The organism is Brevibacillus sp. YAE8 (assembly GCF_057543335.1).
In genome coordinates this window covers 22,014-34,782 of record NZ_BAAIYG010000011.1, presented here as the reverse complement: position 1 = coordinate 34,782, position 12,769 = coordinate 22,014, and the positions used below count along the sequence as shown (strand labels likewise).

Below are 12,769 nucleotides of genomic sequence, written 5' to 3'. Positions count from 1 at the left end.
TAAATCCTCTGTAAACCTCTATCCATTCACTTTAACAGAAAGACTCCCTTGTTGAAGCTGGTACATTTTTTGATACAGTCCATCCTGTGCCATCAGCTCGTCATGCGTTCCCCGCTCCACGATTTCCCCGCGGGACAATACGAGAATCTGGTCCGCGTGCTGGATCGTCGACAGCCGATGGGCAATGATAAACGTCGTCCGCCCGCGCGACAGGACGTGCAGCGCTTCCTGGATCGCCAGCTCGGTTTCGCTGTCGATGCTCGCCGTCGCTTCGTCGAGAATCAAAATCGCCGGATCGGCCACAAGCGCCCGGGCAAACGAAATGAGCTGCCGCTGTCCCGCAGACAACGTCATGCCGCGCTCGACAACCGGCTCGTCGTACCCTTGCGGCAGGCGCGTAATAAATTCGTCGGCCCGCACTGCCTTGGCGGCCTGCACGACTTTTTCATCGGAAATCGCGTCGTTGTACATGCGAATGTTGAAGCCGATGCTGCCCGTAAACAAAAACGGGTCTTGCAGCACCAGCCCGATATGACTGCGCAGCGATTGCGTGTCGATCTTGCGCATGTTCTTGCCGTCGATCAGGATGCGCCCTTTTGTCACCGGATAAAAGCCGAGCAAGAGGTTCATCAGCGAGCTTTTCCCTGATCCGGTATGGCCGACGAGCGCGATCGTCTGGCCCGGCTTCGCGGTGAACGAAACGTTTTTCAGCACGTACTCATCTTCGTTGTAAGCAAACGACACCTGGTCGAACACCACTTCCCCGCGCGGCCGCGCGATTGGCGTCCCCGCTGTTTGCGATTCGGCCGCCGTGTCCAAAATATCGAAGACGCGTGTGGCCGAGATCGTCGCCTGCTGCATTTGCGACAGGCGGTTCATAATCATGTTGATCGGCTCGAAAAAGCGACCCATGTAGTCTACGAAGGCAAACAGCGCCCCGAACGAAATGACGCTGTGAAACGACGCGGAGCCGTAGTACCAGATAATCAAGGTCAGGGCGATTTTCCAGATCAGGTCGACAGCGGGCCGCAGCAGGAGCGACTCCAGGTTGATTTCCTTCATCCGCACCTTGAAGTAGCTTTCGTTCACCTGCGCAAACTCTTTTTGCACGCCTTCCTCGCGGCGAAACGCCTGGACAATCGCCATGTTTTGAATCATCTCGTTGATCGTCGCGTTCATGTCGCCGAGCTTCGCCCGAATCACCGCGTAGTAGCGGGAGCTGTACTTTTGATAGACGTAGACCAAGAGCGCGAGCAGCGGCACAGTCAGACAGCAGAACAGGGCCAGTTGCGGCTGGAGCACGAACAGCGCGATCAAGATTCCGAGCAAATAAATGCCGTTTTGCACAAACGTGGCAAGCACGCTCACGTACAGCTCGCGAATCGCCTCGGTGTCGTTGCTCACGCGGGAGACGAGCGAGCCAACCGGCGTCTTGTCAAAAAAGGAGACCGGGAGCTTCTGCAAATGCACGAACAGCTTCATCCGCATCTGTTGAATGATGCGCTGGGCGATCGTTTGCAGCCACAAAATCTGAATGTAGTTGAAGCACGCCGACAGCAAAATCAGCGCTCCGTACCCGACCGACAGCCAGATGATCGGCTGCACGTCGTTTTGGTACATCGCCAAAACTTCTTCGCCCGTCAGCCGGATTCCTGTCGGAGCCGCACTCGTCCCCGCCGCATCGCCAGCCGTCACCGCAAAGCGCTCCCGGCCATTTTCCGGTTCGATGGGCGTGAACTGCTTCTCGCCATTTTGCTCGATTTTTCCCTCGATCAAGTAATACGTCGTGCCTGCCGCAACTACGGTCGCTTCGCTCGCCTGGATGCTGCCGGGTGTCAAGCCCGCATCGGCCAGCGCATCCTCCCGTATATAGTAGCGATCGTTTATCGCAACCACCAGGTCCTCGGGCACCTGCGGCTTTTGTTCAAACTCGTACCAGGGCTTCTGGATGGCGAGGATGTGATTGTCGATCATCGCCTTGGCCAGAAATGGTCCCGCCAGCTCCGCACTCGTCCCGAGCAGAAGCAGGATCAGCGCTCCCCCTATTTGCTTTTGAAACGGCCGCGCAAATGCGGCCAGCCGCTTCCATACGTGTTCTTTCCCCACGAAACGCTCTCCCTCCCTCTTCACGGCTTAGCCGGCAACATCCCGCTCCATTTGCTGTCTGCGATACTGCTCCGCATACCAGCCGTTTTGCTGCATCAGCTCATCATGTGTTCCCCGCTCGACAATCCGGCCTTCGTCCAGCACGAGAATCAGCTCGGCGTGTTGCACGGCAGACAGGCGGTGAGCGGTAATAATCGTCGTTTTGGCGGCGCGCTCCTCGCGCAAATGACGCAAAATCGCCTCTTCCGTCCGGGCGTCGACCGCCGACAACGAATCATCGAGAATGAGGATGCCTGCATCGAGCAGCAAAGCCCGGGCAATCGAAATCCGCTGCTTTTGCCCGCCGGAGAGGGTCACGCCCTTTTCGCCCACCATCGTTTGCAGGCCATCGCGGAACTGGGCCAGATCATTGCTCATTTCCGCCAGCTTGAGCGCGTGCAGTACCTCCGCCTCTGTCGCTTGCGGCCGGCCAAACGCTACATTTTCCGCAATCGTCCGCGAGAACAGCAAATGCTCCTGCGGCACATAGGCGATTTTTTCCCGCAGCGCTGCAAATGACAGTTTTTCAATCGGCACTCCGCCGACAAACAGCGACTGCTCCTTCAACTCGTATTGATGCAACAGGGCGCGGCACAGCGTCGACTTCCCGCTCCCCGTCCGCCCGACAATGCCCAGCGTCTCGCCTGCCCCGAGCGAAAAGGTGATGTCAGTGAGCGCAGGCTTTTCACTGCCCGGGTAGGCAAAAGAAAACTGGCGAGCTTCTACCGTATTCGGCGTCTCGGCCGTCACCGGGTGGGCGACTTCCTTCACATCCGGCTGTTCCACCAACAGCTCGGAGAGGCGCTTGTGGGACGCTCCGCCGCGCTGCAGCACGTTGACCAGCCAGCCAAAGGCGAACATCGGCCAGATCAAAAGCCCGAGGTACAGGTTAAAAGCGACCAGATCGCCCAAAGAAATCGCGCTCGTAAAGACGAGGTATGTTCCATAGCCAAGCCCGATCAGGAAGCTGAAGCCGATAATGATCGCAATCGTCGGCTCGAACAGCGCGTCGATCCGCGATACGCTCACGTTGCGCTCCAGCGTTTTTTCACTGACCCGGCGATAGGCTTCAATGTCTTCCTTTTCCTGCACAAACGCACGCAGCACACGCACGCCGGAAACCGATTGCTGCACGTGGTCGTTCATCTCGCCAAACGCTTCCTGGGCGAGATAAAAGCGCTCGTGCAGCAGTCTGCCGTAGTAGGCGGTCGACCAGGCCAAAAAAGGCATCGGGATCAGCGCCGCCAACGTCAGCTTCCAATCGATGACCGTCACCATGACCCCGAGCGTCAACAGCGTCATGAACAGCGAATCGACCAGCGTGAGCACGCCTGTACTCGCCGTTTGCTCGATCGCCGGAATGTCGTTGGTCGCGACAGCCATCAGATCGCCGCTGCGCTTGCGATGGTAAAACGACGGCGTCATCCGCGTCAGGTGCGCAAACAGACGCTCGCGCAAAGTCCGCTCCAAAATCAGCGCACCGCCGTTGAGCAAGTGCCGCCAGGCAAAACGCATCGCGTACAGCCCGACACCAAGCGAGAGCAGGATCGCAACCGTCCTGGTCAAATCCTGCGTCGTCAAAGAGCTGTTGCGCATCGCATCGACCGTCTCTCCGATCAGACGAGGCGGCCAAAGCATCAGGACGTCGATGAGAAATAAAAACAAGATACCGATTGTGTACCGTTTCCAGTGCGCGCGAAAAAACCACGATAGCTCCTTGAGTGTATGCAAGCAGATCCCCCTCTCATGATGTAGCCTTGTATGGAACTCAATTGCAGCCAGCGCTTTTCTCCTGGGCAACTGCACCTTTCCAGCGAATGGACAAACCCGGCTGCGCCAAACCAAACCATGGGCGAAACCGTAATTGTACTAATATATAAAAAAGGCGCGCGCATCACGCACCCCTTCTTGCTTCCTTCATCGTAATTTACTGAATTTTCTTTGTCAATCCAACTTTTTCAGCTACGTCTTGCCAGCCATTCTTCCTTCAACATGCTGTACACGGCATGGTCGACAAAATGGTCGTACAGAAACTCGTTGCGGCGCAGGATTCCTTCCAGTTGAAAGCCCAGCCGCTCCGGGATCGCTCTGCTCCTGTAATTTTCCGTCGCCGCCTGAATCGTGACCTTTTCCAGCCCCCACGAGCCGAAAATAAGCTGGTCCATGTACGCCGCCACTGCCCCGGTCATCAGTCCCTTGCCCTGGAACTGGGCGCCGAGCCAATAGCCGATCGCCGTTTTCTTGTTGATCCAGTCAATATTGTGCACGCCCAGCGTTCCGGCCAGCCGTCCGTTGTGCCAGATTCCGTAGTGAATGCCCTGATTGTCGTTATGCTGCTGGATCGTTCGCTGGATAAAATGGCTCGTATCCTCGACACGCTTCGTAAAATTCAGCCAAGGCAGCCATTCCTTCAGGTAGGGTCTGTTGGTGTCCGTGAGCCAGAACATTTCGGCGGCATCGGACAGCTCAAGCTGTTTGAGAAACGTCTCCTCATTAATCGGTATCCTTCTCATGCAAAAGCCCTCCTTTATTATGTAGATGCAGCGACTAAAGACTGGCAAACGACTGCTTACGCTCGATTATGCGACCGGAGCCATTGTTTGGCAAGCGGCAGGGACGCTTCTTGCGCAAAAAGCGCCCGCCAGCGAACTGGCAGACGCTCATGAGCGTGATTATTGTTTGCTTTTCGCAATCTCTTCCGGTTTGAAAATGCCCGTCTCGGTGACAATCGCCGTAATGTATTGGGCAGGCGTCACATCGAACGCCGGATTGTACACTTTGATGTCGTCAGGTGCTACCTGTTTGCCCAGGCCGTGCGTGATCTCCTCGGCCGGACGCTCCTCAATCGGAATGTCCGCGCCTGTCGGTGTTGCCAGGTCGACTGAGGACAGAGGAGCTGCCACGTAAAAAGGAATGCCGTGCGCCTTTGCCAAAACCGCTACCCCGTAGGTGCCGATCTTGTTGGCGACATCGCCGTTGGCCGCCACGCGGTCCGTTCCGACGACGACCGCCTGCACTTTGCCCTGCGACATCACCATCGCCGCCATGTTGTCGCAGATCAGCGTGACGTCGATGCCCGCCTGCTGCAATTCATACGCGGTCAGGCGAGCGCCTTGCAAGACGGGACGCGTCTCGTCTGCATATACTTTCAGATTCCAGCCGCGTTCCTTGGCCAAATAAAAGGGAGCCGTAGCCGTTCCGTACGCTGCCGTCGCCAGCGCCCCCGGATTACAGTGCGTGAGAACGCCCATGCCGTCTTGCAGCAGCGTGAGCAGATGCTCTCCGATCGTCCGGCACACCTCGGCGTCTTCCTTTTGAATCGCCAGCGCTTCGTCAAGCACAGCGGCTTTCAGCTCTGCGATTGGCAGGGCAGCGTCTTTTTTCACGCGCGCCTTGATCCGGTCGAGCGCCCAGAACAGGTTGACAGCGGTAGGGCGGGATGTGCCCAGGTAGTCTGCCTGGCGGTTCAACTCCTGCCAAAACGCTTCGTACGTCTGTGCCTCGCTGCCGCGAATCCCCAGGTACAGTCCATATGCTGCGGCCATGCCGATTGCCGGCGCGCCGCGCACTTCCAGGCGGCGAATGGAGCCCCATACTTCTTCTGCGGTCGTCAGCCGCAAGTAAATCGTCTCTACTGGCAAACGCGTCTGGTCAAGCAAGACGAGCGCGTCGTCTTCCCACTTGACTGGCGTTGTTTGTGTACTGGTTGTCATACTGTCGTTGCCTCCTGATAGTAGCGTGCGGTTACCTGGCGGACGATGTCCGTGATGTCTGTCGATTCGTCGACGTTGCTGCGGCCGAGAATCAGCGCTTCTCCGATCGCCAGCGCCAGTCGCTCGGCTTCTGCCCGTTTTTCATCGTCTGCGATGGTGTTCAGATCAGCCACTCCCGCAAGCCCGATCACGCGGCGCAAAATTTTGCAGCCGGCATAGCCCGCCGTGTCCTGAATCAGTCGCTTCACGTAGCTTTGCCACAAGCCTTCGACGTGAGCGCTGCGCTCTTTTGCCTGTTTGTGCCAGAGCTGAACGAACTGGGAAACGAATTCGTTCCAGACATCTTCCACCGTTTCCAGTAAGTATTCGCGGTACGAGTCGCGTTCTCCTGGGTCTTCTTGCAATCCGTGTTGACCTGCGTAGTTGAGCAGCAGGTTGGCGATGACCGCGCCGATGTCAAAGCCGATTGGCCCGTAGTAGGCAAATTCCGGGTCGATCGCTTTCAGGCTCGTCTCGGTGATGAAAATGCTGCCCGTGTGCAAGTCGCCGTGCAGCAGCGCTTCTGCGCGCGTGAGGAAGTCGTATTTCAGCTTGGCGATCTCCAGCTTGAGCGGCTTGTTGTTCCAGATCGCTTCCACTTCCCGGCGAATCAGCGGGTTGAAGTCGTTGGTCGGCGCATTTTCGTACGGATCGGTAAAGACGAGATCTTCTGTGATTTTGCACAATTCCGGATTTATGAATGTTCCGACGAGCGCTTTTTTGTCGTACGGATGCGCGCCCAAATCCGATGTGTAGAACAAGGTGTGCGCGAGAAAACGGCCGATCTGCTTCGGAAAAAGCGGATAGCGCTTGCCCTCAATCAAGCCTTTGCGCATGATGATGTGGTCGCCTACGTTTTCCATCACCGTCAGGGCCAGCTCCTGATCGAAGTGGTACACTTCCGGCACCAGGTCCGGTACGTATTTGTGCTGGATGCGAAGCGCTTCGCTCTCGATCCGGGCGCGGTCGATGGTCAGCGGCCACGACTCGCCCACGACTCTCGCAAACGGCAGCGCCTGCTTCACGATCACTTTTTTTCCGGTAGCCGACTCCTGAATATCGAACACCAGATTCAGGTTCCCGTCCCCGATTTCGCGGCTGGTCAGCTCGGCCCCCTCTGTAAACAGACCCGGCAAGCCTTTTACGTACTCTACTGCTTCCTGTTCAGTCAATGCGCGGTATGCCATGATTGATTACTCCCCTCGTTAAGTAGTTTCTCTCTATCTGTAGCGGACTGGTCATATCCCCCAGCCTTGCGGTCAAACGGTGTCATGCGGCCATCGGCGTTCGTGCTGTGACATACAAAAAGACCTCTTTTCCGAAGAAAAGAGGTCGCTGTCGTCACGTACAAATAACGTGTCATGTCCCCCTTATCTTCCAGACCACTTTTGTTTCTGCAGGAATTAGCACCGTGCACGTCGCTTTTTGCTTCAATCGCTGCTCGCGTTGAAATCGCGTCGTGTCGGTTGCCGGGTATCATCGGGCCAGTCCCTCCACCTTCTCTGGATAAGGTATCCAAACGTATGCGGTTTTGATTTAGTTTGAATCATACAACCTGCGGTTCCACGATGTCAACACTCTTTTTTTGCAAAAACGGCTCGCCTTCTACCAGCTATTCTGCGTCCCCGAGGCGGCGGGGCGCTCCCAGTTCCACCAGTCGATTTTGCCGACAAACGCGGCGGTAATCGACTTTTCCTCCTTGAGCCTGAGCAGCTCCTTCGTCGGCCCGGTCAGGACGGCGCCGTAGATGCGCACGCCTTTTTCCTGCAAATAGCGATAGCGCTCCTCGAGTTGCGGATTGCCGCCCGAAAGCAGCGCGTAGCCCATGTCGCGCGCCAAGCTTTTTTGCTCGGTCAAATACTTCATCTCGCCCATGAAGGCGGCCATTCGCCGCTCGCCTTCTCCGTTCACCTGAATCGGCGCGGTTCCGTAATCCAGCTCCCGCTCGGCAAAGCCCCAGACCTCCCCCGGGCCGAGTAGCAGATTGCCGGCTTCCCCGTCAACTTGTTTCACCTCCACGCCAGTGTCGACGGCAAACCAGACCGTCTCCTGGTTGTAGCTGCTGACATGGCGGGAAACCAGCTCGACATACTGCTCATACGTCAGGAAGCTGTCAAACGAGATCGCCAGTTGGGAAACCGTTCCTTCCGGCAGCTTTTCCAGCGTCGTCCAGGCAGGCGTGCGCAAAAAGGACGTGTCTTCTTCCGGTTCTCCGGCCGATAGCGGGTAGCGGAAAAACAGCTTTTGCTCCCGGACGCCCCCTGTCCACTCCGGTCTGGCGCTCACGTTCCACAGCACATTCGTGCTCCGAAAGCGGCCAGCGCTTTTGGCCTCGTTGCCAACCTGCTCTCGCAGCTCCATGTCGATGCTGCCGTACAACAGCCCCACCTGCGAGCCGCTGCTGCCCACGCTCACGCCAGGCTGGGTAAAATTGACCATGTCCCGTGCCACCCGGAACAAATCGTCATGCATCAGCCTTCCCACCCAGCCGTTTACGAACAGCAAGAGCACACCCGCGAGGCAAGGAATCGCGAAGGCATAGAAGGAGGTCGTCAGCCTGTTTTTCCACTTTCCCCGGCGGACGATCGCCCGCTGTCTTGCTTCCGAAAGCCCTGGCGCAACCTCCTGCTTGCCGTCTGTCCCTTGTTCTTCCCCGAGCAATAGCCGTTCCAGCCGCTTCCCGTACTCTTCGTCGTCCGCCAGTTCCTCGCCCAGCCGTTTCGCTTCCTCGCCCGTCAAATCCCCTCTCAGGTAAGCAAGCAGTTTTTGCTCGCGGTCATCCCCGTTTTGGTTCGTCATAGCCCTTCCTCCTTCCACAGTTGCCGCATCTTTTGCCGTCCCCGAAACAGGGAGCGCTTAACATCCGCCAGTTCGATTCCCAGCACCTCCGCCATTTCCGCGTAGGAAAACTGCATCGCCGACAGCAAAATCACCTGTCGCTGCTTTTCCGGCAGCCGCTCCAAACAGGCGGATGCCGCCTCCCACAACTCCTGGTTCACGAGCTGGTCAGCGGGATCGACGGCGGAAGCATCCAGTCGTTCCGGCACGCTCCCGACGTAATCGACTGGCCGCCGCTTCTGTTTGCGATGCCAGTCCACGAAGGCGTGGTAGGCCACCTTGAACAGCCACGGCCGCACTTTTTCCCCGCGATAGTCATCCAGGGAGGCATACGCGCGAAAAAAAGTCTCCTGCGTCAAGTCTTCCGCCTGCCTCCGATCGCGTGTGAGCCGGAAAAGATAGCGGTATATATCGTTTACGTGCAACTGGTACACGTCCTCCAAGCCTACTTTCCCAATGCCTCCACACCCTTTCATCCGATACCACGCACGCTGAGTAAAAAAGTTTCACTTGCTGCCTCCTTTTCCCTGTGAGCAGATGCACATTCTCGGAAAAACAAAGATTGACTAGCGGAACGAGAAGGCATATCATGGGTGTATCGCACACGGATAGATGACGTGTGAACCACATAAACTCTTATCGCGAGCTGGCTGAGGGACTGGCCCTATGATGCCCGGCAACCGGCGCTATTTTTTTGCGTTCGACAAAAATAGCGAAACGGTGCTAATTCCAACGGATAAGAGTCGGAGCTGTTTGTTCCGGCTACTGACCCGAGAGATGAGAGGAGACGAGACGTTTTCATAGTCGACAACCGCCTCCCCGCTCAAGTGGGGAGGCTTTTTTGCATGATTACATGTTTCGAAACGACCACGACAGCTTTTGAAGCTGCCAAGGAGGACTAGCATGAGTGAGCAACGCATCCTCGTCACCTATTTGACACAAGCCAAAGACTTGAACAAAAAAGCCGCTGCCATCGCAGTCGGCATGACGGTCGGCTCCTGGACGGACTTGCCCGCTACCAAGCAAGCGGAGCTGGCGCCGTACCTAGGCGAAGCCGTCAGCGCCACTCCGCTGGAAACATTGGAAAACGGGGATGTGCGCGGGCTGATTACCGTCAGCTACCCGACCCGCAACTTCACCAGCGACATTCCTTCGCTCTTGACCGGAATTTTCGGAAAGCTCTCGATGGACGGAAAAATCAAGCTGGTCGACATCGCTTTTCCCGACTCGTTCCTCCAGGCTTTTCCCGGACCGAAGTTCGGCATAGACGGACTGCGCGGACGACTGGACGCCCAAAACCGTCCGCTCCTGATGAGCATTTTCAAATCTTGCCTCGGCCTGCCGTTCGACGATCTGAAAACGCAATTTAAAGCACAGGCGCAGGGCGGCGTCGATTTGGTCAAAGATGACGAAATTTTCTTCGCGGACGACCGCGCACCGTTTTTGGAGCGCATCCAGGCGTTCAAACAGATCGCCCTGGAGACCGAAGCCGAGACAGGCAAGCCTGTCCTCTACGCCGCCAACCTGACCGGGCCGATCAACGAGCTGAACGAAAAGGCAAAACGCGCGGTCGAAGCGGGCGCCGACTGCCTGCTGTTCAACGTGCTGGCCTTCGGCTTCGATGCCCTGCACCGCCTGGCAGCCGATCCGGATGTCAACGTCCCGATCATGGCGCACCCGGCGCTCGCAGGCGCGTACTATCCGTCGCCTGACTACGGCATCGCCACGCCGCTTCTGCTCGGCACCTTGATGCGGATCGCCGGAGCAGACCTGGTGCTGTTCCCGTCTCCGTACGGCAACGTGGCGCTGGACAAGACAGAAGCGCTGCAACTCGCCCACAACTTGACGACGCCGCTGGAGGGCGTGCGCCGCTCGTTCCCGGTTCCGTCCGCAGGCATTCATCCCGGACTCGTGCCGCAGTTGTATCAGGACTTCGGTCTCGACCAAATCGTCAACGCGGGCGGCGGCATTCACGGCCACCCCGGCGGCGCGACGGCCGGAGCGAAAGCTTTTGTCGACGCAATCGCTGCCGTCACTGCCGGGCGCAGCCTGGAAGAAGCCGCTGCCGGATCGCCTGAGCTTGCCATCGCCCTGGAAAAGTGGGGTGGCGCACGATGAGCAAAAAGCTCGTGCTGTTCTGCGATTTCGACGGAACGATTACGGAAAAAGACAACATCGTCGCGATTGTGAAAAAGTTCGCTCCCCCCGAATGGGAAGCACTCACCAAACAAATTCTTTCGCAACAAATAAGCGTACAGGAAGGCGTCGGCAAGCTGTTTCAGTTGCTCCCTTCTTCCTTGCGCCAGGATATTGTAGACTACATCGTCCAGGAGGCTACGATTCGCCCCGGCTTCGCTGACTTCGTCCGCTTTTGCCGCGAGGAAGGCATCGAGCTTTTGATTACGAGCGGCGGCATCGACTTTTTCGTCCAGCCGATTCTCGCTCCGTTTGACCTTAGCGGTGTCCCGATCTACTGCAACGGCAGCGACTTCTCCGGCGAGAACATCACGATCACGTGGCCGCACTCCTGCGACGAGCACTGCACGAACGGCTGCGGCATGTGCAAGACGACCATCATTCGCCGCTACGACCCTGCCACTCACTATCGCGTCGTCATTGGCGATTCGATCACGGACCTGGCTGGCGCAAAGATCGCCGACTACGTCATCGCCCGCTCCTTCCTCGCCGAGAAGGCACAGGAGCTTGCGCTGCCGCACAGCACATTCGCGACCTTCCACGACGTGATTGGCACGCTGACCGAACTGAAACAGGAGGTTGTCTAATCCATGACCGCAACACTCGAACAACGTCTGGACGCTTTTCGCCGTCTGGACGACGCCAAGCTGACATTTGCCCGCCGGGACTGGTTTCCCGGTACCAGCGGCAATCTCTCGATCAAAATCCAGAACGAGCCGCTGCAATTTGCCGTAACCGCAAGCGGCAAAGACAAGACCAAGCTGTCGCCGGAAGACTACCTCGTAGTCGATCGAGATTCCCGCCCTGTAGACGCGACTTCGCTCAAGCCGTCCGCAGAGACGTTGATCCACGCCGTCGTCTATCAAAAGTTCCCGCAGGCAGGTGCCTGCTTCCACGTCCATACCGTCTGGAACAACCTCATCTCCGAGCTGTACTTCGGCCAGCGCGCCTTCTCCATCCAGGGGCAAGAGCTGATTAAAGGCTTGGGCATTTGGGAGGAAAACGCGCGTATCACTGTTCCGATTGTTGAGAACTTTGCCGATATTCCGACCCTGGCCGCCGCGATTGAAAAAGTCATCACCCCGGAAATTCCGGGCGTGCTCATCCGCAACCACGGCATTTACGCCTGGGGCGGCAACGACTTTGAAGCGAAGCGCCACCTGGAAGCATTTGAATTTCTGTTCGAGTACCACGCCCGCTGGCTGCAACTGCGCCAAGCCGTCGTGTCCACTACAACCAATTAACCAAGGAGGCAAACAAGATGGCACAAATTCGTTTCCACGACACTAACGAGTACATTTCCGCACCGGAGGAAGTCATTTCCTTCCTGGACAGCCAAGAGATCATTTACGAAAAATGGGGCGTAGACCGCCTCGATCCCAAGCACCGCGACAACTACAGCCCGACAGAGGAAGAAAAACAGGAGATTCTCGCCGCCTTCAAGCCGGAGATCGACGCGATCAGCGAGCGCCGCGGCTACCTGACTGCCGACATCATCGTCCTCTCTGACAAAACCCCTAACCTCGATGAGCTGCTCGTGAAATTCAAGAACGAGCATCATCACACCGACGACGAGTGCCGCTTCTGCGTAGACGGCCACGGCATTTTCGCGATCAAGGGCAAAGACGGGCGCTACTTCGACGTCGAGCTTGAGCCAGGCGACCTGATCTCCGTACCGCCGAACTTCCGCCACTACTTCACCTTGATGGACGACCGCAAAATCAAGGCAATCCGCCTGTTCGTCACTCCTGCAGGCTGGGAGGCTATCTACTGATACGTATCGCAAAAACAAACAAGCACCTTGGACCATAGCCTTGGCGACAAGGTGCTTTTCCTTT

At 57.3% G+C, this 12,769-nt stretch carries 11 protein-coding genes and 2 riboswitches; of the genes, 4 read left to right on the top strand and 7 right to left on the bottom strand.

From position 1 onward, the window contains the following. Window positions 1-18: 18 nt before the first annotated feature. From AC27IT_RS14990 to AC27IT_RS14960, 7 genes are all read right to left on the bottom strand, one after another. The gene (locus AC27IT_RS14990; RefSeq protein ID WP_487091883.1) at window positions 19-2,106 is read right to left on the bottom strand and encodes an ABC transporter ATP-binding protein; all 2,088 of its coding nucleotides are present in this window, start codon (window positions 2,104-2,106) and stop codon (window positions 19-21) included. A 27-nt stretch (window positions 2,107-2,133) separates the two neighbouring features. Continuing rightward, window positions 2,134-3,876, bottom strand: coding sequence for an ABC transporter ATP-binding protein (locus AC27IT_RS14985; RefSeq protein ID WP_487091882.1), 1,743 nt, complete (start codon window positions 3,874-3,876; stop codon window positions 2,134-2,136). A gap of 227 nt (window positions 3,877-4,103) precedes the next feature. After that, window positions 4,104-4,658, bottom strand: a complete 555-nt coding sequence (locus AC27IT_RS14980) for a GNAT family N-acetyltransferase (protein ID WP_007776467.1) — start codon at window positions 4,656-4,658, stop codon at window positions 4,104-4,106. Between the two features lie 159 nt (window positions 4,659-4,817). Next, window positions 4,818-5,858, bottom strand: a complete 1,041-nt coding sequence (mtnA, locus tag AC27IT_RS14975) for an S-methyl-5-thioribose-1-phosphate isomerase (protein ID WP_005826621.1) — start codon at window positions 5,856-5,858, stop codon at window positions 4,818-4,820. Beyond that, a complete protein-coding gene (gene mtnK, locus AC27IT_RS14970; RefSeq protein ID WP_005826623.1) occupies window positions 5,855-7,084 on the bottom strand; it encodes an S-methyl-5-thioribose kinase in 1,230 nt (409 codons plus the stop codon). The genes mtnA and mtnK overlap by 4 nt, the downstream gene beginning before the upstream one ends. Before the next feature lie 180 nt (window positions 7,085-7,264). Further along, window positions 7,265-7,410, bottom strand: a riboswitch (SAM riboswitch). Window positions 7,411-7,502: 92 nt separating this feature from the next. Next, a complete protein-coding gene (locus tag AC27IT_RS14965; protein ID WP_122953066.1) occupies window positions 7,503-8,696 on the bottom strand; it encodes an anti-sigma factor in 1,194 nt (397 codons plus the stop codon). Continuing rightward, entirely contained in the window at window positions 8,693-9,211 is a 519-nt protein-coding gene (locus AC27IT_RS14960) for a sigma-70 family RNA polymerase sigma factor (protein ID WP_026558502.1), read from the bottom strand. The genes AC27IT_RS14965 and AC27IT_RS14960 overlap by 4 nt, the downstream gene beginning before the upstream one ends. Window positions 9,212-9,368: 157 nt before the next feature. After that, window positions 9,369-9,519, top strand: a riboswitch (SAM riboswitch). 119 nt (window positions 9,520-9,638) lie between these two features. Here AC27IT_RS14960 and AC27IT_RS14955 point away from each other — a divergent pair. Genes AC27IT_RS14955 through AC27IT_RS14940 form a run of 4 tightly spaced genes read left to right on the top strand, consistent with a single transcriptional unit; the run spans window position 9,639 to window position 12,705 of the window. Beyond that, the gene (locus AC27IT_RS14955) at window positions 9,639-10,853 is read left to right on the top strand and encodes a 2,3-diketo-5-methylthiopentyl-1-phosphate enolase (RefSeq protein WP_448792343.1); all 1,215 of its coding nucleotides are present in this window, start codon (window positions 9,639-9,641) and stop codon (window positions 10,851-10,853) included. Then, entirely contained in the window at window positions 10,850-11,518 is a 669-nt protein-coding gene (locus tag AC27IT_RS14950) for a 2-hydroxy-3-keto-5-methylthiopentenyl-1-phosphate phosphatase (RefSeq protein WP_025844045.1), read from the top strand. The genes AC27IT_RS14955 and AC27IT_RS14950 overlap by 4 nt, the downstream gene beginning before the upstream one ends. A 3-nt stretch (window positions 11,519-11,521) precedes the next feature. Next, on the top strand, window positions 11,522-12,175 hold the full coding sequence (locus AC27IT_RS14945) for a methylthioribulose 1-phosphate dehydratase (RefSeq protein ID WP_005826636.1): 654 nt from the start codon (window positions 11,522-11,524) through the stop codon (window positions 12,173-12,175). Window positions 12,176-12,192: 17 nt separating this feature from the next. Next, window positions 12,193-12,705 carry a 1,2-dihydroxy-3-keto-5-methylthiopentene dioxygenase gene (locus tag AC27IT_RS14940; RefSeq protein ID WP_005826638.1) on the top strand — a complete coding sequence of 171 codons (513 nt, stop codon included), beginning with the start codon at window positions 12,193-12,195 and terminating at the stop codon, window positions 12,703-12,705. Window positions 12,706-12,769: the final 64 nt, after the last annotated feature.